Annotated in this window: 26 protein-coding genes and 1 pseudogene; 13 read left to right on the plus strand and 14 right to left on the minus strand. The window is 70.8% G+C overall.

From position 1 onward, the window contains the following. Nucleotides 1-115: 115 nt before the first annotated feature. Together AB0H43_RS15670 and ligD are read right to left on the minus strand one after the other, a co-directional pair. The gene (locus AB0H43_RS15670; RefSeq protein ID WP_360000029.1) at nucleotides 116-631 is read right to left on the minus strand and encodes a GrpB family protein; all 516 of its coding nucleotides are present in this window, start codon (nucleotides 629-631) and stop codon (nucleotides 116-118) included. A 76-nt stretch (nucleotides 632-707) separates the two neighbouring features. Further along, entirely contained in the window at nucleotides 708-1,676 is a 969-nt protein-coding gene (gene ligD, locus AB0H43_RS15675) for a non-homologous end-joining DNA ligase (RefSeq protein ID WP_360000030.1), read from the minus strand. Nucleotides 1,677-1,723: 47 nt separating this feature from the next. Here ligD and AB0H43_RS15680 point away from each other — a divergent pair, with 47 nt between their 5' ends. Continuing rightward, on the plus strand, nucleotides 1,724-2,455 hold the full coding sequence (locus AB0H43_RS15680; RefSeq protein ID WP_360000031.1) for an NAD(P)-dependent oxidoreductase: 732 nt from the start codon (nucleotides 1,724-1,726) through the stop codon (nucleotides 2,453-2,455). Between the two features lie 175 nt (nucleotides 2,456-2,630). Here the strand turns inward: AB0H43_RS15680 and AB0H43_RS15685 are convergent, their stop codons facing one another. From AB0H43_RS15685 to AB0H43_RS15695, 3 genes are all read right to left on the minus strand, one after another. After that, a complete protein-coding gene (locus AB0H43_RS15685; RefSeq protein ID WP_360000032.1) occupies nucleotides 2,631-3,329 on the minus strand; it encodes a nucleotidyltransferase domain-containing protein in 699 nt (232 codons plus the stop codon). Nucleotides 3,330-3,393: 64 nt separating this feature from the next. Further along, nucleotides 3,394-3,879 (minus strand): hypothetical protein, encoded by a 486-nt coding sequence (locus AB0H43_RS15690; protein WP_360000033.1) that lies wholly within the window; start codon nucleotides 3,877-3,879, stop codon nucleotides 3,394-3,396. Nucleotides 3,880-3,914: 35 nt separating this feature from the next. Next, nucleotides 3,915-5,573 carry a RecQ family ATP-dependent DNA helicase gene (locus AB0H43_RS15695; RefSeq protein WP_360000034.1) on the minus strand — a complete coding sequence of 553 codons (1,659 nt, stop codon included), beginning with the start codon at nucleotides 5,571-5,573 and terminating at the stop codon, nucleotides 3,915-3,917. A 71-nt stretch (nucleotides 5,574-5,644) separates the two neighbouring features. On the opposite strand from AB0H43_RS15695, the gene AB0H43_RS15700 reads away from it, so the two are divergent. Beyond that, on the plus strand, nucleotides 5,645-6,427 hold the full coding sequence (locus AB0H43_RS15700) for an SDR family oxidoreductase (protein ID WP_360000035.1): 783 nt from the start codon (nucleotides 5,645-5,647) through the stop codon (nucleotides 6,425-6,427). Between the two features lie 80 nt (nucleotides 6,428-6,507). Here AB0H43_RS15700 and AB0H43_RS15705 read toward each other — a convergent pair whose 3' ends face one another. Then, complete coding sequence (locus AB0H43_RS15705) at nucleotides 6,508-6,690, minus strand: hypothetical protein (protein WP_360000036.1); 183 nt, start codon at nucleotides 6,688-6,690, stop codon at nucleotides 6,508-6,510. Nucleotides 6,691-6,845: 155 nt separating this feature from the next. Beyond that, nucleotides 6,846-7,061, minus strand: a complete 216-nt coding sequence (locus AB0H43_RS15710; protein ID WP_360000037.1) for a DUF2795 domain-containing protein — start codon at nucleotides 7,059-7,061, stop codon at nucleotides 6,846-6,848. A gap of 110 nt (nucleotides 7,062-7,171) precedes the next feature. Here AB0H43_RS15710 and AB0H43_RS15715 point away from each other — a divergent pair. The 9 genes and pseudogenes from AB0H43_RS15715 to AB0H43_RS15755 all read left to right on the plus strand — a co-directional run. Further along, nucleotides 7,172-7,618: pseudogene (locus AB0H43_RS15715) on the plus strand (SRPBCC family protein); the annotation flags it as partial. 309 nt (nucleotides 7,619-7,927) lie between these two features. Beyond that, nucleotides 7,928-8,764 (plus strand): ABC transporter ATP-binding protein, encoded by an 837-nt coding sequence (locus tag AB0H43_RS15720; RefSeq protein WP_360000038.1) that lies wholly within the window; start codon nucleotides 7,928-7,930, stop codon nucleotides 8,762-8,764. Further along, nucleotides 8,761-9,573 (plus strand): ABC transporter permease, encoded by an 813-nt coding sequence (locus AB0H43_RS15725; RefSeq protein WP_360000039.1) that lies wholly within the window; start codon nucleotides 8,761-8,763, stop codon nucleotides 9,571-9,573. Before AB0H43_RS15720 ends, AB0H43_RS15725 begins: the two co-directional genes overlap by 4 nt. Then, nucleotides 9,570-10,742 carry a sensor histidine kinase gene (locus AB0H43_RS15730; protein ID WP_360000040.1) on the plus strand — a complete coding sequence of 391 codons (1,173 nt, stop codon included), beginning with the start codon at nucleotides 9,570-9,572 and terminating at the stop codon, nucleotides 10,740-10,742. The genes AB0H43_RS15725 and AB0H43_RS15730 overlap by 4 nt, the downstream gene beginning before the upstream one ends. Continuing rightward, a complete protein-coding gene (locus AB0H43_RS15735) occupies nucleotides 10,739-11,356 on the plus strand; it encodes a response regulator transcription factor (RefSeq protein ID WP_360000041.1) in 618 nt (205 codons plus the stop codon). The genes AB0H43_RS15730 and AB0H43_RS15735 overlap by 4 nt, the downstream gene beginning before the upstream one ends. A gap of 44 nt (nucleotides 11,357-11,400) precedes the next feature. Then, a complete protein-coding gene (locus AB0H43_RS15740) occupies nucleotides 11,401-12,219 on the plus strand; it encodes a hypothetical protein (RefSeq protein WP_360000042.1) in 819 nt (272 codons plus the stop codon). Next, complete coding sequence (locus AB0H43_RS15745; RefSeq protein WP_360000043.1) at nucleotides 12,216-13,430, plus strand: lipid-transfer protein; 1,215 nt, start codon at nucleotides 12,216-12,218, stop codon at nucleotides 13,428-13,430. The genes AB0H43_RS15740 and AB0H43_RS15745 overlap by 4 nt, the downstream gene beginning before the upstream one ends. A 3-nt stretch (nucleotides 13,431-13,433) precedes the next feature. After that, nucleotides 13,434-14,522 (plus strand): CaiB/BaiF CoA-transferase family protein, encoded by a 1,089-nt coding sequence (locus AB0H43_RS15750; RefSeq protein ID WP_360000044.1) that lies wholly within the window; start codon nucleotides 13,434-13,436, stop codon nucleotides 14,520-14,522. Between the two features lie 44 nt (nucleotides 14,523-14,566). Further along, a complete protein-coding gene (locus AB0H43_RS15755) occupies nucleotides 14,567-15,262 on the plus strand; it encodes a hypothetical protein (protein ID WP_360000045.1) in 696 nt (231 codons plus the stop codon). A 265-nt stretch (nucleotides 15,263-15,527) separates the two neighbouring features. Here AB0H43_RS15755 and AB0H43_RS15760 read toward each other — a convergent pair whose 3' ends face one another. Together AB0H43_RS15760 and AB0H43_RS15765 are read right to left on the minus strand one after the other, a co-directional pair. After that, on the minus strand, nucleotides 15,528-16,316 hold the full coding sequence (locus AB0H43_RS15760) for a MaoC/PaaZ C-terminal domain-containing protein (protein WP_360000046.1): 789 nt from the start codon (nucleotides 16,314-16,316) through the stop codon (nucleotides 15,528-15,530). Beyond that, the gene (locus AB0H43_RS15765) at nucleotides 16,313-17,371 is read right to left on the minus strand and encodes a hypothetical protein (RefSeq protein WP_360000047.1); all 1,059 of its coding nucleotides are present in this window, start codon (nucleotides 17,369-17,371) and stop codon (nucleotides 16,313-16,315) included. The genes AB0H43_RS15760 and AB0H43_RS15765 overlap by 4 nt, the downstream gene beginning before the upstream one ends. A gap of 82 nt (nucleotides 17,372-17,453) precedes the next feature. Here AB0H43_RS15765 and AB0H43_RS15770 point away from each other — a divergent pair, with 82 nt between their 5' ends. Further along, nucleotides 17,454-18,128 (plus strand): PhzF family phenazine biosynthesis protein, encoded by a 675-nt coding sequence (locus AB0H43_RS15770; RefSeq protein WP_360000048.1) that lies wholly within the window; start codon nucleotides 17,454-17,456, stop codon nucleotides 18,126-18,128. Between the two features lie 12 nt (nucleotides 18,129-18,140). On the opposite strand, the gene AB0H43_RS15775 is transcribed toward AB0H43_RS15770, so the two are convergent. Beyond that, complete coding sequence (locus tag AB0H43_RS15775) at nucleotides 18,141-19,124, minus strand: helix-turn-helix domain-containing protein (RefSeq protein WP_360000049.1); 984 nt, start codon at nucleotides 19,122-19,124, stop codon at nucleotides 18,141-18,143. Nucleotides 19,125-19,280: 156 nt separating this feature from the next. Here AB0H43_RS15775 and AB0H43_RS15780 point away from each other — a divergent pair, with 156 nt between their 5' ends. Next, complete coding sequence (locus AB0H43_RS15780; protein ID WP_360000050.1) at nucleotides 19,281-20,060, plus strand: hypothetical protein; 780 nt, start codon at nucleotides 19,281-19,283, stop codon at nucleotides 20,058-20,060. Here AB0H43_RS15780 and AB0H43_RS15785 read toward each other — a convergent pair. The 4 genes from AB0H43_RS15785 to AB0H43_RS15800 all read right to left on the minus strand — a co-directional run bounded on the left by AB0H43_RS15785 (nucleotide 20,042) and on the right by AB0H43_RS15800 (nucleotide 23,716). Continuing rightward, nucleotides 20,042-20,767 carry a PH domain-containing protein gene (locus AB0H43_RS15785; RefSeq protein ID WP_360000051.1) on the minus strand — a complete coding sequence of 242 codons (726 nt, stop codon included), beginning with the start codon at nucleotides 20,765-20,767 and terminating at the stop codon, nucleotides 20,042-20,044. The two genes, AB0H43_RS15780 and AB0H43_RS15785, sit on opposite strands and share 19 nt — an antisense overlap. Next, entirely contained in the window at nucleotides 20,764-21,405 is a 642-nt protein-coding gene (locus AB0H43_RS15790) for a response regulator transcription factor (RefSeq protein WP_360000052.1), read from the minus strand. The genes AB0H43_RS15785 and AB0H43_RS15790 overlap by 4 nt, the downstream gene beginning before the upstream one ends. Nucleotides 21,406-21,427: 22 nt before the next feature. Then, nucleotides 21,428-22,672, minus strand: a complete 1,245-nt coding sequence (locus AB0H43_RS15795; RefSeq protein WP_360000053.1) for a sensor domain-containing protein — start codon at nucleotides 22,670-22,672, stop codon at nucleotides 21,428-21,430. Between the two features lie 72 nt (nucleotides 22,673-22,744). Beyond that, a complete protein-coding gene (locus AB0H43_RS15800) occupies nucleotides 22,745-23,716 on the minus strand; it encodes an acetylxylan esterase (protein ID WP_360000054.1) in 972 nt (323 codons plus the stop codon). Nucleotides 23,717-23,763 lie beyond the last annotated feature (47 nt).

Here is a 23,763-nt window from a genome sequence, read left to right on the forward strand (position 1 = left end):
CGGCGCCCCGCTAGGCGCCCCGCTGGGCGCCCCGCTAGGCGCTGGATCAGGGATCTCGGTCGAATCTTGGGCCAAGATTCGACCCGGATCCCTGATCCGGCGCTGACGGAGGCGGTCACAGCCGGGCCAGGATCGACTCGATGAACGGCGCTTTGCCCGCCCGGTACGCCGGCCGGTCGTGCCGGTCCGCCGCGGCCAGCTCGGTCTTGATCCGGGCGTACTCGGCGGCGTCGTCCGGATGCGTGCGGAGGTGATCCCGGAACGCCAGCAGCGGTCGCCAGTCCCAGTCCTCCCCCACCACGTGCAGGTGATGCGTACGCCAGACGGCGTCGGGAAAGCAGAACGACCATTTCCGCTGGGCGTCGTCGGCGGGCTCCGGGGCGTGCACCCAGCCGACGCCGGCCAGCGCCTCAGCGAGGGGCCAGGTCAGCGCGGGATCCCACTTCGGCACCCGGGCCAGCATGTCGATGATCGGCTTGGCGGGCAGGCCGGGCACCGAGGTGCTGCCGATGTGCTCGACCGGACCGGTCAGCCAGTCGCCGAGCGCCGTCGTCACCCGGTCACGCTGGTGGGCGTACGCCGTCGGCCACTCCGGGTCGTAGGGGACGATGTCGATCGGGTCCAGGCGCACCCGGATGAGGAAACTCCGGTCGCCGCCGCCGGGCAAGCCGTTTTCCGTATCGTCCGGCGCGGCACGCACCAGGCGCTCACCAGGTGATGCGTACCTCGTCCGGCCGGCGTTCGGGCCGCAGCCCCCGCCAGGACGGATGCCGTAGCCGCCCGTCCGGGGTCACGTTGCGATACACGATCTCCCCGACGAGACTCGGCTCGGCCCAGCGCGCCTTCTTCGCGTACATGCGGGGAACCTCCTCGTCGTAGGGCGACTTCTCGCGGACCAGCGGTTTGAGCAGGGCCATGAGCTGGTCGAGGACCTTGTCGCTGAAGCCGGTGCCGACGTGGCCGATGAACCGCAGGCGGCCCTCCCCGTCGTACGCGCCGAGCAGCAACGCGCCGAGGGTACCCGCCCGGCGCCCCTCTCCCGCGGTGTAGCCGCAGACGACGGCCTCCGCGGTGTCGAACAACGGCGTCTTGATCCAGCCCCGCGAACGGCGGCCGGGTTCGTAGAGCCCGTCGATCCGCTTGGCGACCACGCCTTCCAGCCGTTGCTGTTTCGCCGCCGCCTGCACGTCCTCGCCGTCGCCGGTGAAGTACGGCGGGACCGCCAGGGCATTACCCGTCAGGCCGAGCCCGTCGAGAGCCTCACGCCGCTGCGTCCACGGCTTCGAGATCAGCGCCGTACGCCGATAGAGCAGATCGAACGCGAAGTAGCGCACCGGAACCGCCGCGACGAGGGCCGCCGACGGGCGACCGACGTGCATCCGCCGTTGCAGCAAGGCGAACGACGGCGCACCGGTCGCCGGGTCGAGCGCGACGATCTCCCCGTCGAGCGTGATCGACCGGTACGCCCCCAGCTCGGCCAGCTCCGGATAGCTGCTCGTCAGATCCAGATTGTTGCGGCTGATCAGGCGGAGTTCGCCCGCCGAGCTGGTGGAGGCGACCGCCCGGATGCCGTCCCATTTGAACTCGAAGGCCCAGCCGGATCCCTGCGGAATGGGCCCGGCGGTGGCCAGCATCGGCTCCACCGTCGGCGGCCAGCTGGGGCGGGAAGTGCTCACGCTTCGATCATCTCCGTTCCCGCGCGCGTTGGTGCCATCATCGACTGATGCGCATACTCCTGATCGGGGGCTCGGGCTACGTCGGCGCGCTCCTGCTGCCGTTTCTGGCCCGCCACCACGAGGTCGTCGTCTTCGACCGTAAGCCGCCTCGGGCGCACCCCGAGCACATCGTCGGCGACGCGACCGATCTGACCGCCTTACGGAGCGCGCTGAAGGGAGTCGACGTCCTGATCCACTGTGCCATGGGCGCCGACGATCTCGATCCGGCCGTCGGCTCGGGCGCGGCGTACGACGTGAACGTGAAGTCGGTCCACCTCGCGTTGCTGGCGGCCCACGAGAACGGGGTGCCGCACGCCGTCCACATCAGCAGCCTGTCCGTATATCGCGACCTGCTCGACCGGACGCTGACCGGCGAGGAGCCGCCGGACGCGACCGACCTCTACGGGCTGACCAAGCACCTCGGCGAACAGGTATGCCACGCCGCCGTCCGCGAGTGGGGCATGACGGTCACCATCCTCCGGCTCACCTGGCCCACCGCCGACACCGACTGGCCGGCCTGGACCCGGTTCGGCGAGCCCATCGTGCACCACACCGGCGACGGGGTCCTCGTCGAGCCCACCGCCGCCAGCGACCTCGCGACCGCCGTTCTGTCCGCAATGGACTATCGCGTCGGCTGCGAGACCTTCCTCATCTCGGGCGACACCTCCGCCCGACGCTGGAGCATCGACAAGACGCGGCGGCTGCTCGGCTGGGAGCCGAAGTTCCAGCCGCCGGCCTGAGCTCACCCGCGGCCTTGGCTCGCGCGCGTTTTCCGGGATAACGCGCGCGTTGGCTCGCGCGCGTTTTCCGGGATAACGCGGCCTTCCCGGACCAAGAAAGGGACGTTATCCCGGAAAACGCGAACAGCACGCCCCGCGCGCGTACGACGAGTCCGCAGCGGAACACCTGCAGGGGTCAGCGGGGGCGTACGCCGGCCGCCCGGTAGCCCTCGAAGAGGGGCCCGCCCGCCGTGTCCAGGACCTCCCGCGCGAACTTCGCGGTCGCGACCGGGTCGCCCGCCGCCGCCAGCCACCGCTCGGCCAGGTCGGCGTCCAGGTCGCGCAGTTCCCGCAGCAGCCACTTGCTCGTCCCGGTCCAGTGCCCGGCCAGTGCCAGCGCCTGCTGGGCCGACGCCGTCCACAACGCGGTCGCGATCACCGTGCGCTCGCCCGCGTCGACGGCGTGGGCGAGATCGTCCAGCAGATCGGTCAGGCCGTAGCGGACGTATTCGCGGTCGGCGTCGCTGAGCCCGCGCGGCCCGGCGGCCAGCACCCGGGCGCAACGCGCGGGGCGGTCGCCGGGATCGCCCAGGATCGGCAGTCCCGTCGCGATCATCCGATGCAGGACTGGACGCCGCTCGGCGACGTCCCTGTCCAGGTAGTACGTCATGGACTGCTCGTCGTGCACGAACAGCTCGACCGGCCAGCCGCGGTAATAGCGCGAATCGCGGTGCGGCGCCTGCGAATCTCCGTCCGGCAACACCACGACGATGTCCAGGTCGGAACCGGGCGTACGGTGCGCGGTCAGGACACTGCCCGCCAGCACCGCCCATCGGGCCAGCGGGAACAGTTCCAGGACCAGATCTCGCGCCACCGCGACCGGTTCGTCGTGCATCTGGTCAGCATTCCCCGCGTACGCCGAAAGTGCCAACCAGATCGTGGTGACCGGCCCTGGCGGCTCAGTCGTTGAGCACCTGCACCAGATCGTCGCGGAAGGACTGCTCGGCCGCGCTGACCTCGGTGCCCCCGATGCCGAGCAGGCCGCCGCTGGACGCCGCGGTGACGACCTCCTCGGCGATGGTGACCAGCCAGTGCTTGTACGCCGCCGCGTCGGCCTCGTGGCCGCGCTCGTCGAGCAGCTGGGCCGCCGCCTTGGCCCGGTCGAGCGCGTCGGCCGCCACCGCCACCGGGTCGCCGGGTGCGAAGACCGGCAGGCTCGCCTCCTCTTCACCGTCGGGGTCACCCAGCCGGGCGACGATCTCGGCGGCGACCGTCCGCACCAGTTCGCTGGCCGAGTCCCGGCCGTCGGAGATCGCCGCCATCCCGGCCGCGTTCTCGGCGGCCGTCCGGCGGGCGCCGTCCTCCTCGGCCGCGCTGGCGGCGATCAGGACGGCCTGCGGCAGGCCGACCAGCAGTCCCCATTCGGCGTCGGTGAAGCCGTTCACGTTTACCCCCTCGAGTCGGTGAAGCCTGTCGTAATTTAGTCGACCACGAGCAGCTGCTGCGCTCGCACCACGGGCACGGACAGCGTCTTGTAGCCGACCTCGTCGAACAGCACCGTCATCTTGTCGCCGTCGTAGCCGAGCACGAGACCGGAACCCCACTCCGCGTGGCGTACGCCGGTGTGCACGGTGAACGGGCGGTCGTCGGAGACGCCCTCACCCGGTCGCACGTGGCAGTTGTCACAGTGCCCGCACTGCTTGGCCACGTGCTCGCCGAAATACGCCAGCAGCACCTGGGCGCGGCAGGACCGGCTCTGCGCGTAGGCCCGCATCATGTCGCCGCGGGTCTGCCCGACCGCCTGCCGCCGCTCGAACTGGGCCAGGGCCGCCTTCGCCGCCGCGACCGGCTCCGGCGCGTATCGCGGGCTCACGACCTTGTTGGTGGCGAGCGTGTCGGCCGCGCCGACCTCCTCGAGCAGGCTGAGGAGCTGGGCGAGTTTGCGGGCGCTCAGTCCGCTGCGCTCCTTCAGCTGCGTCTTGGTCGCCGGTCCCCCGGTACGCAGCAGCGCCGCCAGGTCACGCAGCTCGGCGTGGTCCGGCGAGCCGCCGTTGAAGAACCGTTGCAGCGCCTCGTCTTCCATCCGCCACAACAACAGGGTGCGGGCCGGCTGACCGTCGCGACCGGCCCGGCCGATCTCCTGGAGATAGCTGTCGGGGGAATCGGGCAACGCCACGTGCGCGATCCATCGGATGTCGGGCTTGTCGATGCCCATCCCGAAGGCCGAGGTCGCCACCATGACGGGGATCTCGCCGTCGCTGAACTCCAGATGCCGCTTCTCGCGGACGCCCCCGGCCATGCCGCCGTGGTAGAACGCCGCCTTGAACCCCGCCGAGACCAGCCGGTCGGCCAGTTCCTCGGCGGCGCGCCGGGTCGGCACGTAGATGATGCCGGAGCGGCCGTCCTCCTCCTTCAGGAAGGCCTGCAGCCGTCGCCACCGATACTGCTCGTCGGAGCAGTACGCCACCTCCAGGTGCAGGTTCGGACGGTCCAAACCGGACACGATGGTGCGGTGCCGGCGCAGATCCAGCCGGGCGGCGATGTCCTCGCGGACGGGCGGGGAGGCGGTCGCGGTCAACGCGACGACGGGTGGCCGCCCCAGGTCGCTGATGAACCGGCCGAGCCCGAGGTAGTCCGGCCGGAAGTCGTAGCCCCACGCGGAGATGCAGTGCGCCTCGTCGACGGCGACGAGCGAGGGCCGCAGCTCGCGGACCTGTCGTGCCCGCTCGGGATCGGCGAGCTGCTCGGGCGTGGTGAACAGGAACCGCGCCCGGCCCTCACGCACCTCGGCCAGGGCGGCCGCCTGCTGGGCCGGCGTCTCGGCCGAGCTGATCCGCACGGCGCGCAGTTGCGGAGTACCGCGATCGTTCAACGACGCCAGCTGGTCCTGCTGCAACGCGAGCAGGGGCGAGATGACGATCGTCGGACCGGGCAGGAGGGTCGCCGGAATCTGGTAGACGGCGGACTTCCCGGCCCCGGTGGGCAGCACCACGAGGGTGTCCTGACCCGACATGATGGACCGCATCGCGGCCAGCTGCCCGTCGCGCAGGCGACGCCAGCCGAACACCTGCCGCGCCGCGCGGCGCAACCGCAGAGTGTGCAGCAGGTGGAACGGGGGGAACGACAGAAGTGATCTCATCGGGGCTGACGCTACCCGGTGGGTCTGACGAGCAAACCCGGACGCGGCGCGACACCGCCTAGGGTGACGGCATGACGACACCCTCCCCCGACCGGCCGGACGCGCCGGTCGCCGCGATAACCGGTGCGGCCCAAGGCATCGGCGCCCGGATCGCCGAAGTGCTCGCGGCGGCCGGCTTCCGGCTCGCCCTCCTCGACCGGCAGGAGATCACGGATTTCCCGGACGCGCTGACCGTCGTCGGCGACGTCACGAGCCAGGCCGACGTGACCGCGTACGCCGGGGCGGTCAACGAGCGCTACGGCCGGATCGACGTCCTGGTCAACAACGCCGGCGTCGCCTGCATCAGCCCGGCCGACGAGACTCCGGCGGCGCTGTGGCGCCAGGTCGTCGACGTGAACCTCACCGGCCCGTTCCTGCTCTGCCAGGCGTTCGGGCGGCAGATGCTGGCGGCCGGCGCGGGATCCATAGTGAACATCGCGTCGGTGGCCGGGTTGTTCGGCATCGCCGACCGGGCGGCGTACAACGCGAGCAAGCACGGGTTGATCGGGCTCACCCGGACGCTGGCCGTGGAGTGGGGCGGCCGCGGCGTACGCGTGAACGCGGTGTGCCCGGGCTGGGTGAAGACTCCGATGGACGACGCGTCGCAGGGCGAGGGCGCGTACGGCGACGACGACATCGTCGACCATGTGCCGCTGGGCCGGTTCGCCACGCCGGACGACGTCGCGCAGGCGGTCGCGTTCCTCGCCGATCCCCAGCGCAGCGCGTTCGTCAACGGCGTGACCCTGTCGGTGGACGGCGGCTGGGCGGCCGACGGCTCCTGGCAGTCGCTACGACTGGACGCCCGCTCCCGATAAGCCAGACCGACCGGAACCGATAGACAACCGGCGGCGAGGGCGGCGCGCCGAGCGTACCGCCCTCGCCGGAACGAGATCGCCTACTTGTCGATGATGTCCTTGGCGGCGTCCGACGCCTTGTCGATGCCGCCGGTGAGCTTGCCGCCGGTCACGTCGTCGGCCTTGCCGGCCGCGGTGTCGACGTGTTCCTTCAGCTTGTCGTCGCCTCCGAGCTTGTCGGAGACCTTGTCGACGGCGTCCGCGATCTTGTCCGAGATGCCCATGTCAACCCCCGTACGCCCAGGTCCCCCGCGGACTCCGGGCGCTTCCGATGCTAGGGCCGCTTCCGCGGCATCGGGGGCGATTCGGGAGAATCTTGCGCACGGCTGCATACCTCTGCCCCGGCCGGGTAGTTGCCCGGTATGGCAGAGACAACCGGTCAAGCGTCACGCTCGGCGGACATCAGCCGGATCGACTCGGCCACCTCGTCGCGCTCGTATTCGCCTTCGGGCAGCGCGTCGAGCCGGCTGAGCGTCTCGGCGGGCAGATCCGCCGCGGTGGCCCGGCGGACTATCTCCTCCCGGGTCACGCGCTCGTCGGCGACGTAGACGTCGTCGAGCAGTTCTTCGAGCCCCGGCAGCGGAACTCCGCTCATCGCACACCTCCGGTCTCCAGGGAGCGAGCGCTGCGATACCCGGGCTCGACGAGGTCAAACGCGCCTTCGCCGAATGTGATTGGACCGGTCGGACGACGAAAGGAGCTGGCATGTCCAGCCAGACCGAGACCGTTGAGGTCGCGGTGCCGATCCACACCGCGTACAACCAGTGGACCCAGTTCGAGCAGTTCCCGAAGTTCATGAAGCGGGTCAAGGAGGTCCGGCAGATCAACGACACCCTGACCCACTGGACGGTCGAGATCAACGGCGTACGCCGTGAGTTCGACGCGCAGATCACCGAGCAGCAGCCGGACAGCCGGGTGGCGTGGATGTCGACGAGCGGCACCCGCCAGGGCGGCACGGTGACCTTCCAGCCCATCGACTCGGACCACACCCGGGTCACCGCGCAGCTGGACCTGGAGCCCGAGGGCTTCGCCGAGAACGTGGCGGACAAGACCGGCATGGTCGGCCACCACGTCAAGGAGGACCTCGAGAACTTCAAGGAGTTCATCGAGCAGCGCGGCAGTGAGACCGGCGCCTGGCGCGGCAGCGTCGAGGGCGGTCGCGTCGAGAGCGGCCGCTCCGGACTCGCCGAGGACCCGGGCACCACGTACGAGTCGCAGTCCGCGTACGAGACGGGCGCGCCGCGGCAGCCGGGGATGCCGGACGCCGGGATGCCTGATCCCGGCATGCGGGGGCAGCGTCCGACGGGTGAGCCGGGCATGTGGAGCCGCCCGGACGACGACCTCGATCGCCCACTGTAGCTAGACAGCGGCAAGCCCCTCGGGTGTCCACCGGTCGGTGGACACCCGAGTTACGTCTGCCGGCCGTCCCGCCGCACCCCGTCCGGCGGCGACGCTGAGACCATGACGAAAACCATCACGGTTCGGGGCTTGCGCAAGGCGTACGCCGGCCGGCCGGCGGTCGACGGACTCGACCTGGCCATCGACTCGGGCGAGGTATTCGCCCTGCTCGGCCCGAACGGGGCGGGCAAGACCACCACGGTGGAGATTCTGGAGGGCCATCGTCGCCGGTCGGGCGGCGAGGTCAGCGTGCTCGGCGAGGACCCGGGCACGGCCGGCCGGCGCTGGCGGGCGCGGATCGGCATCGTCGCGCAGTCCGCTCACGATCTGGCCGACCTGACCGTCGCCGAGGCGGTACGCCACTTCGCGGCCTGCTATCCGGTCTCCCGTCCAGTGGCGGAGGTCGTCGACCTCGTCGGCCTGACCGAGCAGACGAAGTCCCGCGTACGCACCCTGTCCGGCGGGCAACGCCGCCGCCTCGACGTCGCGGTCGGCATCATCGGACGCCCGGAGCTGCTGTTCCTCGACGAACCCACCACCGGCTTCGACCCCGAGGCCCGCCGTCAGTTCTGGAACCTCATCCGGCTGCTCAGCGGCGAGGGCACGACGATCCTGCTCACCACGCACTACCTCGAGGAGGCCGAGGTGCTGGCCGACCGGCTGGCGGTGATCGCCGCCGGGCGGATCGTGGCCGAGGGCACCCCCGGCTCGATCGGCGGCCGCGGGGCGCAGCTGGCCACGGTGACGTGGACCGACGGACGCGGCCGCCACACCGAACACACCGCCGACCCCGTCGCCTTCATCGCGCAGCGCTCCGCCGAGGGCGTTCTCGACGATGTCACCGTCTCCCGCCCCACCCTCGAAGACACCTACCTGAGCCTGATCGGAGAAGCCCGATGAGCACTGCCGCCCTGCCCTCCAGCGGCCGCCTGGGTCTGGCCCGGGGCGCGGTCGAACTGCGCCAGTTCCTGCGGAGTCGGGAGGCCGTCGGGTTCAGCCTGATCTTCCCGGCCTTGCTGCTCGTCCTGCTCGGATCGATCTTCAAGGACTCCTACGGCGATCATTCGGAGGCCTCGGCGGCGCAGGTCTTCTCGGCCAGCATGATCGCGTACGGGATCATCTCGACGGCGTTCATCACCATGGGCGTCGGAATCGCGGCCGACCGCGAGGACGGCACTCTCCGGCGGCTGCGCGGCACGCCGATGACCGTGCTGGCGTACTTCATCGGCAAGCTCACCGTCGTGGCCGTCGCAACGGTGGCCGAGGTCGCCCTGATGCTCGGCGTCGGGGTGGCCGTCTTCGACATGCCGCTGCCCGACGAACCCGGGCGCTGGCTGACCTTCGCCTGGGTGCTGGCCCTGTCCATCGTGGCCTGCACGGCGATGGGCGTCACCGCCAGTTCCCTCGTACGCTCGTCGCGCAGCGCGGGCGTGGTGCTGAACGTGCCGGTCGTCGCACTCCAGTTCCTTTCCGGGATCTTCGTGCACCCGATCACGATGCTTCCCCAGTGGATGGTGACGGTCGCGTCGTTCTTCCCGGTCAAGTGGATGGGTCAGGGATTCCGCTCGGTGTTCCTGCCGGATTCGATGGCCGCGCACGAGATGGCCGGTGGCTGGGAGCCGGGCCGGACCGCGCTCGTGCTCGGGGCATGGTGTGTGGTCGGATTGGCGGCGTGCCTGATGACCTTCCGGTGGACCGAGCAGCGATGAGCGGCTCCCAGTCCTGGTACGCGAGCCTGCGGATCTGGGACGTCTACTTCGCGATCGGATACACCGTCGTCCTGGTGCTCGTGGCCGTCGGCCACAGTCCCGGGGCGACGGCCCGCGCGGTGGTGGCGACCGTGGCCCTGACCGCGATGGCGGCCTGCTACACCTGGTGGGGACGGCCGCTCATCCTGGCCGACGCCGAGGGACGCCGCTTGTGGCCGTTCATCGGGGCGCAGCTCGGGCTGGCCGCCGTGGCGGTCACGGCGGTGCCGATCTCGGCGTACATCAACTTCGTGCTGTCTCCGCTGATGTTCATGAGCCTGCCGCTCGGTCAGGCGATCGCCGGCGCGATCGGGGCGAACGTACTTCCGGTCGTGGCGGCGCTGATCGGCCGGGCCGACCCCGGCGACACCCGGACTACGATGATCATGGCCTTCTTCGGCATGGCCTTGTCGGTGCTCATGGGCGTCTTCATCGTCCGGGTGATCAAGCAGAGCGAGGAGCGCCTGGCGTTGATCGGGGAGCTGGAGGCCAGCCGGGCCGAGGTGGCGCGGCTGTCCCACTTGGCCGGTGTGGCCGAGGAACGCTCACGGCTCGCGGGCGAGATCCACGACACTCTCGCCCAGGGCTTCACCAGCATCATCACGCTGCTTCAGGCGGCCGGGTCGGAACTGGACCGTGATCCGGCCCGCGCCCGAGGTCATGTCGACCTCGCAGTGCGTACCGCTCGGGAGAACCTGGCCGAGTCACGAGCGCTCATCGCCGCCCTGGCGCCGGCCGCGCTGGACTCGGCATCGCTGGACCAGGCGATCCGTCGCCAGGCCGACCGGCTCGCCGAGGAGACCGGTGTCACCGTCGCCTACGCCATGAGCGGCGACCCGGTTCCGCTGCCCACCGCCACCGAGGTAGTGCTGCTGCGGGCGACACAGGAGGCGCTCACCAACATTCGCCGCCACGCGGGCGCGACGGACGTGACGCTGAACCTGGTCTACGCCGCCGACCGCGTGCTCCTGACGGTGCGAGACGACGGCCGGGGTTTCGACCCCGTCACGACGCACGGCGGCTTCGGGCTCGACGGAATGCGCATGCGAGCCGCCCAGGTCGACGGACTGCTCACAGTGGACAGCGCGCCCGGTCTCGGCTGCACGATCACCCTGGAGGTGCGCGCATGATCACCGTGCTGCTCGTCGACGACCACCCCGTCGTGCGGGCGGGACTGCGCGGCATGCTGGAGGCCGAGCCCGATCTGCGGATCGTCGGCGAGGCGGCGTCCGGCCCTGAGGCGGTCACGGCTGCGGCAGCGCTCACCCCCGACGTGATCCTGATGGACCTGCGAATGCCGGGCGGCGACGGCGCCACCGCGACGGAGAAGATCCTGAGCAGGGCGTCGCGCAGCCGGATCGTGGTGCTCACCACCTACGAGACCGACGCCGACATCCTGCGCGCGGTCGAGGCGGGCGCGTCGGGCTACCTGCTCAAGGACGCCGCCCCGGCAGAACTGGCCAACGCCGTGCGTGCGGCCGCCCGGGGCGAGACAGTGCTGGCTCCGGCGGTCGCGGGGCGCCTGCTGCGCCAGGTGCGCCAGCCGGTTCAGCCGGGATTGTCCGCCCGCGAGGCGGAGGTGCTGCGGCTGGTGGCGCGCGGCCTGACCAACGGCGACATCGGCCGCGAGCTGCACATCTCGGAGGCGACGGTGAAGACCCACCTGCTGCGGGTGTTCAGCAAGCTCGACGTCGACGACCGCACCGCCGCCGTCACCACCGCCATGGCTCGGGGCCTGCTCTGACCGGCCGTCGCCGACGCTGCGCGAGCTGACGTATCTTCGGGCGCATGGTCCGCCTCCTCCAGTGGTTGCTCGCCGTGACCGCGCTCGCCACCGTGGTGGTCGAGGTGCTCATCTGGTGGTACGCCCAAGGCGGCGACTGGGGTCTGGCGGTGCGTACGGGGTGGGCGTTGCTGCGCTCGCTGGGCTTCCTGCTGCTGATCCGCCAGGTGCGGCTGGGCCGGGCGAGCGCTCGCCCGTTCGGGCTCATCCTCTGCGTGACGACGCTGTTCGCCGTCGCCCGCCTGGTGGTGCCGAAGCAGGGCCTTCCGGCTGCGCCGGGCGTACTCGGGTTCCTGGTGCTGGTGTTGCTGTGCACCGCCGTCCTCGTGCTGCTCTACCGGTCCGACGAGCTGGCCGCGCACTTGCAGCGGCCGCCTCGCCGCCTGGTGATGGACCGCAGCGGGCTCTCCCTGCAACACGTCGAGCCCAAACGGCCGCCGGTGTCGGGGTGGCTGCTGACCGCCCGGGTCGCCGGGTTGGCGTACGGGCCGCTGATGCTGGTCCCGGCGATCGTCGCGGTCGGGCTGGTCCTCGACGGGCGGGTCACCCTCGTGCCGGTGATCGCGATCTGGTTCATCGCCGCGCTGGGGATGAGCTACCTGATGGGGATCGTGACGTTCTTCCTGCTCCGGGGCAAGCGCTGGCCGCGCCCCGTGGTCATCCTGCTGACGCTGGTGGCGCTGGCCGTGCAGTTGCCGTTGTGCTGGCTGCTCCTGGACGGTGATGGGCTCGTCCGGGACGGCGCGCCGCTGGTCGTGACGGCCGGACTCGCCCTGTACGCGCTGTGGCGCGCCGATGTACCCACGAGTAACCTTCGAGTGTGAGCCACGCTTCGAGCCGCAACGTCTATGTCGTCGGCGTCGGGATGACGCCGTTCCGCAAGCCCGGCAGCGTCGACGCCGACGGGAACAGCGTCGACTATCCGCAGCTCGTGCGAGAGGCCGGTCAGGCGGCGCTGGCCGACGCCGGCGTCGAGTACGCCCAGGTCGAGCAGGCCATCGCGGGCTATGTCTACGGCGACTCCACCAGCGGTCAGCGGGGCCTCTACGAGCTCGGCCTGACCGGCATCCCGATCAGCAACGTCAACAACAACTGCTCGACCGGCTCGACCGCGTTGTTCCTCGGGCGGCAGCTGATCGCGGGCGGGCTCGCGGACTGCGTACTGGCGATCGGGTTCGAGAAGATGCAGAAGGGCTCGCTGACGATGGCCTTCGGCGATCGGGAGCCGCCGTTGGCCCGGCACCTCACAGCCCAGGCCGAGCTCTACGAGCCGACGACCGCGCCGTACGCCGCCCAGCTGTTCGGCAACGCCGGACGCGAGCACATGACGAAGTACGGCACCACGGCCGAGCAGTTCGCGCGGATCGCCGAGAAGAACCACCGCCACTCGGCGAACAATCCGTACGCCCAGTTCCAGGACGTCTACACGCTGGATCAGATCCTGCAGTCCAAGATGATCTCCGAGCCGCTGACGAAGCTCCAGTGCTCGCCGACCTCGGACGGTTCGGCGGCGGCCGTGCTGGCCAGTGAGCGGTTCGTCGAGGAGCACGGCCTCGGCGACCGGGCGATCAGGATCGCGGCCCAGCACATGGTGACCGACACTCCCGCCACCTTCGAAGATCGCAGCGCCATCAGCGTCGTCGGGGCGGACATGACGCGGCTGGCCGCGCGGAAGGCGTACGACACGGCCGGGCTCGGCCCGGACGACGTGCAGGTCATCGAGCTGCACGACTGCTTCTCGACGAACGAGCTGCTCACCTACGAGGCGCTCGGCCTGTGCGGGGAGGGCGAGGGCGGTGCGCTGATCGACTCGGGCGCCACGACATACGGCGGTCGCTGGGTGGTCAACCCGTCCGGCGGGCTCATCTCCAAGGGGCATCCGCTGGGCGCGACCGGGCTCGCCCAGTGCACCGAATTGACCTGGCAACTACGGGGCCAGGCCGGTCCCCGGCAGGTCGACGGCGTACGCGCCGCGTTGCAGCACAACATCGGGCTCGGCGGGGCCGCCGTCGTCACGCTCTACACAAAGGCCTGACGCGTGCCGGGGCCGCTGGCCGGCGTACGCGTGGTGGAGCTGGCCGGGCTCGGACCCGGGCCGTTCTGCGCGATGCTCCTGGCCGATCTGGGCGCCGACGTCGTCCGGATCGACCGGGGCACCCCGTCCTCTCCCGTCGATCCCGAGTACGACCTGCTCAACCGGGGCAAGCGGTCGATCGCGCTGGACCTCAAAGATCCGCGGGATCTCGACGTCGCGTTGCAGTTGATCGCCAAGGCCGACCTGCTCATCGAGGGCTACCGGCCCGGTGTCGCCGAACGGCTCGGCCTCGGTCCCGAGGTGTGCCTGGCCCGGCAGCCGAAACTGGTGTACGGGCGGATGACCGGCTGGGGTCAGGAGGGTCCGCGGGCGCAGACCGCTGGGCACGACGTCACCTATCTGGCGCTGGCCGGGGTGCTGCACGGCATCGGCCGCGCCGGCGGCCCGCCGCAGATCCCGCTGAACCTGCTGGGCGACTTCGGCGGCGGCGCGCTCTACCTCGCGACCGGGCTGCTCGCCGCGCTCTGGGAGGCCGGACGCAGCGGCCGGGGTCAGGTCGTCGACGCCGCCATCGTGGACGGCGCGGCCCACCTGAACACGCTCACCTGGGGTTTGCTGGCCGGCGGCGCGTGGCGGGACGAGCGCGGAGTCAACCTGCTCGACTCGGGCGCCCCGTTCTACGACGTCTACGAGACGGCCGACGGCGGGCACCTGGCGGTCGGCCCGTTGGAGCCGCGATTCTTCGCCGAGTTCGTCGCGCGCCTCGGGCAACCGGAGCTGACCGATCTGCAGTACGACGCAGCGCGCTGGCCCGACCTTCGGGAACGCCTCCGGACGGCCTTCGCTACGCGTACCAGAGCCGAATGGACCGAGATCTTCGCGGACGGCGACTCATGCGTGGCGCCGGTGCTGTCGATGCGCGAAGCCGCACAGGACGCGCACCTGGCGGCCCGGCGGACCTATGTGGACTTCGCTGGGACGACACAGCCCGCGCCCGCACCCCGGTTCTCGCGAACCCCGGCCGAGCTGACCCGGCCGCCCGCGAAGCCCGGCGAGCACACCGCGGAGGTGCTACGCGACTGGCTGGGCTGACCCCGCCGGACGGAGATCCAATATCGGACTTATGCTAGCTTTTCGTGCTCTTCGTCCGATTGCGAGTTGTTGTGCTCAAGCTGGCAGCCTGGTTCACGACGGTCGCGGCGCTGCTGCTGGCGACCGCCCCGGCGTCCGCCGCGCCCGGACAGGCCGACGCGTACGCCGTACCCGACCGGACCTATCACTACCTCCACGTCGGCGACGTCCTGACCGCACAGGTGACCGTCCGGAACCGTGGTCCGCACAGCGCGGAGATCGTGGTCAGGCGGCCCCGGGCCGCAGGCTTCGCGTTCCTGGGCTGGACCGGCTGCCCGCACGTCGTCGAAGGTACGTGCCACCGGTCGCTGGCGGTGGGCTCGGCGATCCGTGTCGGCGTACGCCTGCGCCTGCGCAGCGCGACACCGGCCTCCCCGCACCTCGGCTTCTCCGTCGAAGACGCGGCCGACCCGAACACCGGTGACGACGGGGTGACCCTGGCCGTCTGCGTCTACGAGTCGCACCACTGCAGCCGCACCTTCACCGGCGCGGAGCCCTTCTCCTCGACGCCCACCTCGTCCACGTCGTCGCCTGCCCCATCACGGCTCGTCGCAGCGGCCGCGGCGGCACCCTCGCCAGTAGCTCCCCGGCTCGCCGAGACCTCCTCGCCGTTCCGGGGCGCGTGGCTCGCCACGCTCGCCCCCGCGCTCATCCTGCTGACCGCCGCCTTCGTCTCGACCCGATTCCGCCGCTCCCGCTGACCCCTTCCCGCCGCTCCCTTTCCCGCCGATCATGAACTAACGGCCATGATCGACCGGCGTGTCGCCTCCGCAGCTCCCTGATCGTTCCCCCGGCGGCCTGATCGACTCCGCTACCCGAGCCGCGCGCCGGGACCCGCCACCCGAGCCGCACAGCGGGACCCGCCACCCGAGCCGCACGCCGCGACTCCGCTACCCGCGCGCGCCGGGACCCGCCACCCGAGCCGCACGCCGGGACCCGCTGCCCGCGCCGCCACGGCGGGACCCGCTACTGGAGGGGGTCGCCGAACTCGGCGCGACCGTTGCGGAGGACGACGGCACCCGAGTCGGCCACCGTCTCGAACTGCGCGACACCGGCCGACACCGGCCAGAACGTGTGGGTGATCGCCTGACCGGGCAGCACCGGCCGGCTGAACCGGACGGCCAGCCGCCGCAGCGTACGCGGATCGCCGCCGCCCACCGCCGTGATCGCCGCCCAGGACGCGAACGCCATCGTGCAGAGCCCGTGCGCGATGATTCCCGGCAGCCCGGCTCGCCGGGCGATCCCGTCGTCGAGGTGGATCGGCATCGGATCACCGGCGGCCTCGCTGTACCGGTATGTCTGGTCAGGGTCGAGCCGGGCGCCGACCGAGGTACCGGGCCCGATCCGGAGCGTCTCGTCGAAGTCGTGCGACGGCGCCGGATCGCCCGAGGCCACACCCGTCCATCGACGGATGAACGCGGTGATGACCTGCTCGTTGACGAGGTCGTCGCCGTCGTGCGTCGTCGTACGGACGACGACGCTGGTGCCGGACGCCTTGGGCCGCACCCCGGTCACCGCGGCCGCCGACCGGAGCTCCATCCCCGGCGTGATCGGCCGGTGAATACGAAGATCGTGTTCCCCGTGCAGGATCAAGGCCAGTGCGTCGAGCGGGGCGGCGCCCATGACCGCCTCGACGACGACCTCCCACACCGGCACGATCGCGAAGACGGGCGGGGCCAGCTCACCCGACAGGTGCTCGGGAAGCGGATCGTTCGTCGCCGTCGCGTACGCGATCGTCTGTTCGGCAGTGATCATGACGGACCTCCGGCGAGAACCTGAGCGTCGGCCGCGAGCTGGTCGGCATCGGCGTTCCACAGCACCACCGAGTGGACGCTGTCGCGCCGGCGGACCTCGTGCGGCGAGGCCAGCTCGGGCAGGCCACCGGGCCGCCGCCAGATCCACGCAGCATCCAGGCCCGTCCGCTGTGGACTGCCGATCGGCAGCCCCGCCTGCAAGCGCAGATGCGCCGCTTCGAGATTCAGCCCGGCATGCCGCTCCGCCATCCGGGGCACCTCGCCACCGGGAGCCCGGCCGGCGACCTCGACGATCACCGGCTCCCCGTCCGGCCGCACGATCAGTTCAGTGTGGACGACCATCTCGGCGTACCCCAGCGTCGCGACCACTCGCTCGTTCAGCTCGTGGAGACTGTCGTACCGCACGCTCATACTTCCGATCGGCAGGTTCAGCAGCGGGCCCAGATAACGGCCCACCTGCACCGGTTCCACGTGCTTTCCGCGTACGACTGCGTTGACATGATGGCCCACGCCCGCGACGAACTCCTCGGCCTCCCAGCCTTCCTCGCCGTCGTGAGCCGCCAGCCACTCGCTCAGCTCAGCCACGGTGGACAGCACGCGGACACCGCGCGAGTTGGCCTCCTGCCGCGGCTTGACCACCAGCGGCAGCCCCACCCGGGCCACGACCTCCGCCGCGGACCGCGCGACGACCGGCTCGAAAGCCACGAATCGCGGCACGGTGATCCCGGCCGCGGCCAGCTCGCGCTTCATCGTGACCTTGTCCAGGTACTTCCAGGGATACGCCGGAAGCCGCGCCGCCATTCCGAGAGCGTCCCGGAGCCCGGCGCAGTCGGCGAGACTGTATTCGTCGTTCGTGACCAGCTCGTCCGGCTTGATCCCGCCGAGCACGGCGGCCCAGTCCCCGCGATCGGCCTGGACGAGAGTGGGCGGCTCGCCACCCACGTCCTCCCGGACGGCCGGTTCGCCGCACGACACGACGACGCACTCGGCCTCGGGGAAGACCTCGCGCAGATCGGTCGTCAACGGCTGCCGGGCGTGGAGCACCGCGATCTTCATGTCACTCATCATCCACTGCGGCGCAGTAGCGCCATCCCGGTCGCCCCGCCAGGGGGCGGGATACGAGGACTAGGCTCGGCTGGTGACTGACCTGCATGTGCTGCGCGTCTTCTGCGCGCCCGGCGACACCGGCGGCAACCGGCTCGGCGTCATCCTCGACGGCGACCGGGTCCCGGGTGAGCCCGACCGCCAGGAGGTGGCCCGGGAGCTGGGCTTCAGCGAGACCGTCTTCGTCGACGACCTCTCCGACGCGGTCCTCGACATCTACACGCCCAGCACCCGGCTGCCGTTCGCCGGGCATCCGCTGGTCGGCACGGCCTGGCTGCTTCGCCGCGAGGTGCACGCGCTGGAGCTGCTGCGGCCGGCCGCCGGTGAGGTGCCGACCCGGCAGGAGGGCGAGCTGAGCTGGATCTCCAGCCCGCCGAGCTGGGCGACCGGGCGGCGTACGCAGCAGTTCGGGTCGGCCGAGGAGGTCGACGCGCTGCCGACCCCGCCACCGGGCGAGGGCTGGCTGTACGCCTGGGCCTGGGTGGACGCCGAGGCCGGAACGGTTCGGGCGCGGGGCTTCCCCCGGCGGGGCGACGGCATCGTCGAGGACGAGGCCACCGGGGCGGCCGCCATCACGCTGACGGGCGAGCTGAAGCGGGATCTGATCATCCGGCAGGGCATCGGTTCGCAGATCCTGACCCGCTACGTCGATCCGGAGACGGTCGAGCTGGGCGGCCGCGTCGTCCTGGACGAGGTCCGCCGCCTCTGACGCGCGTCAGCATCAGCGGCCGTGCAGCAGGGCTTGGCCGAGCGTCGTGAGCCGATGGACCGTCCGGTTGCCGTCGCGCCGGCTGGTCACCAGCCCGGCCTCGCGCAGCACGGCGGACTGCTCGCTCGCCGAGGCCACCGACACCCCGGCCCGGCGGGCGAGATCGGTCGTGCTGCGGCCGTCGCCCGCCGCCGCGGCCAGCAACGCCGACCGGGTCTGGCCGATCAGCGCGACCAGGCCCGACCGGCGTTCGGAGGCGGTGTCCGGCAGCAGATCAAAACGACGTTCGACCGGATAGACCAGCACCGGCTCGGCGCTCTCCTCGAACATGGTCATCGGATGGTTGACCCCGAAGTACGCCGGAATGAGCAGCAGACCGCGGCCGTGCAGGTAGATCTCCTGATCGGGGTGGCTGGGTACGCGCAACTCCCCGTCGGAGTACTCGATCATCGGGCGCAGCCCGTCGAGCATCACGGCGACTCCGCCGTCGGCCATCGTCCGGATGCGGACCGATCGGTCGTGCTCGACGGCTGCCTCGACGACCCGCCGATGCGGTTCGATCGCCAGGCGGTAGTAGGTCCGGATGGTGTCGGCCAGCGACCGCAGCGCGGCCGGTGAGCCGTCCGCGAGACGGCGTACGCCTGGCTTCGCCTGCTCGGTGACGCTCATCCGGTGCAGATCCCGCCGCAGCACCGCGATCGGCGTGGCCAGGATCCGCTCAAGCCCGTCGTCGAGCTGGTGTCCGGGGACGATCGGGTTCAGGAAGTCCGGGAAATACCCCATGGTCGGGGTCAGTGACGAGAGCAGGTTCATCGCCGGGCCGACACCCGCCGCCAGGAGCGTGGCCGCGGTCGTCCGCCGCCAGTCGGTGAAGAGCAGATCGCCCCGCTGACCTCGGAGCATGTGGATGCTCAGGACCATCTCCCACAGCGGATCGGCGGTCGGCGCGAGGCGTACGCGCGCGATGTCGGCGCTCGTGAAGTAGATGCGCAACATGAACGAATCCCCCCCGTGTCCATCCGTGCCCCGGATACAGGACGCTGACCGATCCGGCCTCGGTTGCGGAAGTGACCGGTCGGTTCGACGCGTTCAGTCGTTCAGCGGATCCTTGAGGGGACGCCGAGCCAAGATCGATCATGTTAGCGTCCCGCCGTGCGCTGGATACGGATCATGATCGCCGCTGTCGTCATCGTGCTTTCGCCTGCTCAACCGGCGTACGCCGCCGACCCGAAGGCGGACCTCGCCGAGACGGGGTCAACGACGACTCTGGCGACCACCAGCGGGGTGGTCACCCTGGCGTTCACCGAGCACAACTACGGTCCGGAAAGCTCACACGGTTGGACCGTCCGCGATTTCTGGGCACCAGACGGGACCGAACTCATCTCCCCCAACCCGTCGCAGTCGTCGGATTGCACCGCGATAACCCCGAAGAAGCATGTGCGATGCCGGTTCTACGGCCAGCTCTGGGTGGACGGCCACTACAACCGGCCGGCCGGCGGTGCGGAGAGTTCAATCATTGTCAAGATCGTCTCAGCCAAGGATCTGACCTGTGGCAAGGTGCGGATCTCATACGACGGTGATCCCAAGAGCAGCAACAACACCGCCACCCTGCGGCTGAAGCGCAACGGCAAGGTGATCCCCTGCACGAAGCCGAAGCCGTCGGCGAGCCCGACGCGCAAGGCCGCCAGTCCGACCCCGGCAGCGGTCGCCTCGGCAAGCATGTCACCGAGCCCGTCACCGGTGACGACCGACGAGCCCGCCACGGAATCCCCCACGGCCGACGAGGTTCCGGTGCTCGTCGGCGAGGACGGCGGCGGCATCGGCTCAGGAGCGATCGTCGCGGGTGGCCTCATCCTGGTCGCCCTCGGCGGCGGCCTGCTCTGGTGGCTACGCCGACGGCGCCCGACCGGCGATCACGCCCACGCCGCCTGATCCGCCGCGTACGCCCGAAGCCGGGCGGCCTCCTCAGCGGTGCCGATGGCGCTGCGCTCCGCCGGATGAGCGGCGTAGTGGCCGATCACCACCTGCAGAACGTCGGGATTGACGAACAACCAGCCGACGGCGAGGTCGACGCTCTCCCGGGCCAGCCCGAACACCGCCGAGCCGTGCAGGACCAGGCGGATCGTCGGCGGCCGGGTGATCCGGCGTACGTCGGCGATCTCGTCCCAGCGCACCGTGTGACGGCGGAAGAGGTGCTGGACGGTGATCCCGGCGGCGTCCAGCACCAGCCGCGGTCGCCGGAGGAGGAACACCGCGCAGGTGAACAGCAGCAGCAACGCGCCCATGGGTGCGTCGAACGTCCAGTCGAAGGCGTCGAGGACGATTCCCGGCTCCTCACCGGGCGGTGCGGTCGGCACCAGCTCGCCGAGAAGATTGGCGCCGAAGATCGCGAACACGGCCGCGGCCGGGCTGGCCGGGATGACGAAGACGCCGTCGCGGGCCGGCACGGCCGCCCGCCGAGTGGCCCACCAGACCAGCAGCGTAAAGGCCACGACCGGCAGGCACACCGGCACCAGGAAGCCTAGGGCGACCCGCGAGCCGGGTTCCGGCCCGTACCAGCCCGCCTCGTCGGCGAGGCGCAGGAGGAAAGCCAGCAGCGCCAACGGAAGGGCGCTCCATCGAACAGCGTTCGCGGTCACGACCTAAGGTACGCCAGCACGGCAAGGACTCGCCGATGCTGATCGCTGTCCTGCGGTAGCTGCAGCTTGAGGAAGATGTTCGAGACGTGCTTTTCCACCGCGCCCTCGGTGACCACGAGGCGCTTGGCGATCGCCGTGTTCGACGAACCCTCCGCCATCAGGCCCAGCACCTCGCGTTCGCGCGGGGTCAGCTCGCCGAGCGGATCGGCCCGGCGGCGCATCATAAGCTGGGCGACGACCTGGGGATCCAGGACGGTGCCGCCGGACGCCACCCGGTCGAGGGCGTCGAGGAAGCCGTCGACGTCGACGACCGCGTCCTTGAGGAGGTAGCCGACCGCGCCCGTCGCGTCGGCCAGCAGGTCGTCGGCGTACGCCAGCTCCACGTATTGCGACAGGACGAGGATCGGCGTCTTCGGGGACTTCCGGCGTACTTCGACGGCGGCGCGCAGGCCTTCGTCGGTGTGGGACGGGGGCATCCGGACGTCGACCACGCTGATGTCCGGTTTCAGCGACAGCGCCGCCTCGACGTAGGACGGGCCGTCGGCGACTGCCGCGACGACCTCGTGACCGGCCTCGGCCAAAAGCCGGACGAGGCCCTCTCGGAGGAGGACCCCGTCCTCGGCGACGATGACACGCACGCCGTCGAGCGTAGCGAACCGGTCAGACCGGCACCTCGGCGATCACCACAGTGGGGCCGCCGGGTGGCGAGTCGACCGCGAATTCGCCGTCCACTGTGGTGAGCCGGTCGGCCAGCCCGGCCAGCCCGTGGCCCTTCGCCGGGTGGGCGCCGCCCTGGCCGTTGTCGGAGATCATGACGTAGACCCGGCCGTCCTGGCGGGTCAGCGTCAGCCGGGCCGCCGTGGCCGTGCTGTGCTTGGCCACGTTCGCCAGCGCCTCGGCGGCAGTGAAGTAGAGCACGTTCTCCACCTGGGCCGGCAGCCGCTCGTCGACTTCTAGGGTCACGTCGACCGGCACCGTCGAGCGGCTGGCCAACGTCGTCAGCGCGGCCGGAAGGCCCCGGTCGGCGAGGATCGGCGGCGCGATGCCTCGGGACAGCGCCCGCAGTTCGTCGAGGGTCTCCTTGGCCTGCCCGAGCGCTTCGTCGATGGTGACGGCCGCCGCGTCCGGGTCGCTGTCGAGCTGGCGGCGGGCCCGGCTCAGCTCCATCGCGAGCCGGATCAGCCGCTGCTGCGGCCCGTCGTGGATGTCACGCTCCAGCTTCCGCAGCGCCGTCGCCTCCGCCGAGACGGCGGCGGCCCGGCTGGCGGTCAGATCCTCGATCCGGCCTTGGATCTGGGCCAGCCGAGTCAGCAGGAGCTGGGCGAAGGAGGCGTGGGCGATCGCCGCGAACCGCTGCACGAAGTACACCGTGAGCAGAGCGAAGATGCCGAGGTAGGTGTTCCAGAGGATCTCGTTGTGCCGGCTGTACTCGCCGAACAATGCTTCAACCGGCGGGTTGCTGTAGTCGTCGGGATAAGGCAGGAACCGCTCCCAGTACCAGTAGGTCAGCCCGCCCAGGGCCGCCGCCCACCAGGCGACCGTCAGCACGAAGGAGAAGATCGCGACCGGCAGGTTCAGGAAGCCGTGCAGCAGGTCCAGCCAGGACTGGCCCGAGCGCATCGGGTTGGTCATCTTGCGGAACCAGCCGGCGTTCTCGGGCGCCTTCCGGTACACCGGTCGCGGCGTCTTCTGCCCCGACCACACCTGAAGGCGTACCCGCTGGAGATCGGCGAAGCCGCGCGCGAGCAGCAAGGAGAACGCGAGCACCGCGAACCCGAGGACGATCACCAGCGTGCCGACCCCGAGGAAGAAGAACGGGACCACCAGGACGAAGGTGATGACGGCGACCGGCAGCGACAGCAAGTTGTACGCGGCGTCGGAGCCGAGACGGCGGAAGATCCTCATGGCCACAACGCTAGGGCCTGTACTAGTACGCGAGACATCCCGCCGCCCGGCGTCCTCATGGTGGGGTTATCCCTACTTCGTAGTCTGGCCTGCGGCGAAGCGGAGCATCTCGACGCGCTGGAGCGTCTGACCGCCCTCGTGGCCGTTGTAGGGCCACACGACGATCTCCTTCTCCGCGGCATAGTGGTTGTACGCAGCGTAGACCGTGGACGGCGGGCAGACGGCGTCCATCAGCGCGACGGAGAACAGGGCAGGCGCGGTCGCCCGGGTCGCGAAGTTGACGCCGTCGAAGTAGCTGAGCGTGCTGAAGACCTGGTCGACGTCGTGCCGGTGGGCCTTCAGGTACGTGACGATCTCCGAGTAGGGCGCACTGTCGGTGATCTCCGTCGCATGACGGTAGTGGCACAGGAACGGGACGTTCGGCATCGCGGCGACCAGGCCGTCGACGAGGCCGGCGACCGCGATCGTGATGCCACCGCCCTGGCTGTCGCCGGTGACGACGACCCGGTCGGCGTCGACCCGCGAATGCGCCCGCACGGTCTCGACAGCGCGGACGGCGTCGGTGAAGACCCGGCGGTAGTAGTAGGTCTGCGGATCGCCGATGCCGCGCGTCATGAAACCGGGGGCCTGCGGAGCGCCCGACGCGTCCGGGTCGGCGGTGTCGCCCGGGTACGCCGGGTTGTAGCCCTGGCCGCGGGTGTCCATGAGCAGGTGGGCATAGCCGGCCGCACTCCAGTGCAGCCAGTCGTGCGGCAGCCCGCGCCCGCCGCTGTAGCCGAGGTAGTTCACGACGCAGGGCAGCGGGCCCTCGATGTGCTTGGGCAGCAGGAACCAGGCCTTCACCGGCTGGCCGGCGTACCCGCTGAAGGTCACGTCGAACACGTCGACGGTCGCCAGGCCGGCGTCGTAGGGGGTGAAGACCGCGTCGGTGGCGGCTTCGCGGGACTGGGTGAGGGTCTTCGCCCAGAAGGCGTCGAAGTCGGCGGGTTCGACGCGGTCGGGACGGTATTCGCGGAGACGGTCGAGGGGCCAGTCGACGAGCACGGGCCGCTCCTTTCAGCGAGAGGGATCTTGGGACACCCTAAACCCCA

Origin of the sequence: Hamadaea sp. NPDC050747 (genome assembly GCF_040654195.1) — a bacterium.
In the GTDB taxonomy this organism is placed as follows: Bacteria; Actinomycetota; Actinomycetes; order Mycobacteriales; family Micromonosporaceae; genus Hamadaea.

Bases quoted from the DNA above. Each gene is read 5' to 3' on its own strand.
- AB0H43_RS15775 (WP_360000049.1), bottom strand. From the start codon at position 19,124: ATGTTGCGCATCTACTTCACGAGCGCCGACATCGCGCGCGTACGCCTC.
- AB0H43_RS15685 (WP_360000032.1), bottom strand. From the start codon at position 3,329: ATGCACGACGAACCGGTCGCGGTGGCGCGAGATCTGGTCCTGGAACTG.
- AB0H43_RS15795 (WP_360000053.1), bottom strand. From the start codon at position 22,672: ATGAGGATCTTCCGCCGTCTCGGCTCCGACGCCGCGTACAACTTGCTG.
- AB0H43_RS15710 (WP_360000037.1), bottom strand. From the start codon at position 7,061: ATGAGCGGAGTTCCGCTGCCGGGGCTCGAAGAACTGCTCGACGACGTC.
- AB0H43_RS15765 (WP_360000047.1), bottom strand. From the start codon at position 17,371: ATGAAGATCGCGGTGCTCCACGCCCGGCAGCCGTTGACGACCGATCTG.
- AB0H43_RS15680 (WP_360000031.1), top strand. From the start codon at position 1,724: ATGCGCATACTCCTGATCGGGGGCTCGGGCTACGTCGGCGCGCTCCTG.
- AB0H43_RS15705 (WP_360000036.1), bottom strand. From the start codon at position 6,690: ATGGGCATCTCGGACAAGATCGCGGACGCCGTCGACAAGGTCTCCGAC.
- AB0H43_RS15735 (WP_360000041.1), top strand. From the start codon at position 10,739: ATGATCACCGTGCTGCTCGTCGACGACCACCCCGTCGTGCGGGCGGGA.
- AB0H43_RS15760 (WP_360000046.1), bottom strand. From the start codon at position 16,316: ATGATCACTGCCGAACAGACGATCGCGTACGCGACGGCGACGAACGAT.
- AB0H43_RS15695 (WP_360000034.1), bottom strand. From the start codon at position 5,573: ATGAGATCACTTCTGTCGTTCCCCCCGTTCCACCTGCTGCACACTCTG.
- AB0H43_RS15720 (WP_360000038.1), top strand. From the start codon at position 7,928: ATGACGAAAACCATCACGGTTCGGGGCTTGCGCAAGGCGTACGCCGGC.
- AB0H43_RS15725 (WP_360000039.1), top strand. From the start codon at position 8,761: ATGAGCACTGCCGCCCTGCCCTCCAGCGGCCGCCTGGGTCTGGCCCGG.
- AB0H43_RS15740 (WP_360000042.1), top strand. From the start codon at position 11,401: ATGGTCCGCCTCCTCCAGTGGTTGCTCGCCGTGACCGCGCTCGCCACC.
- AB0H43_RS15700 (WP_360000035.1), top strand. From the start codon at position 5,645: ATGACGACACCCTCCCCCGACCGGCCGGACGCGCCGGTCGCCGCGATA.
- AB0H43_RS15730 (WP_360000040.1), top strand. From the start codon at position 9,570: ATGAGCGGCTCCCAGTCCTGGTACGCGAGCCTGCGGATCTGGGACGTC.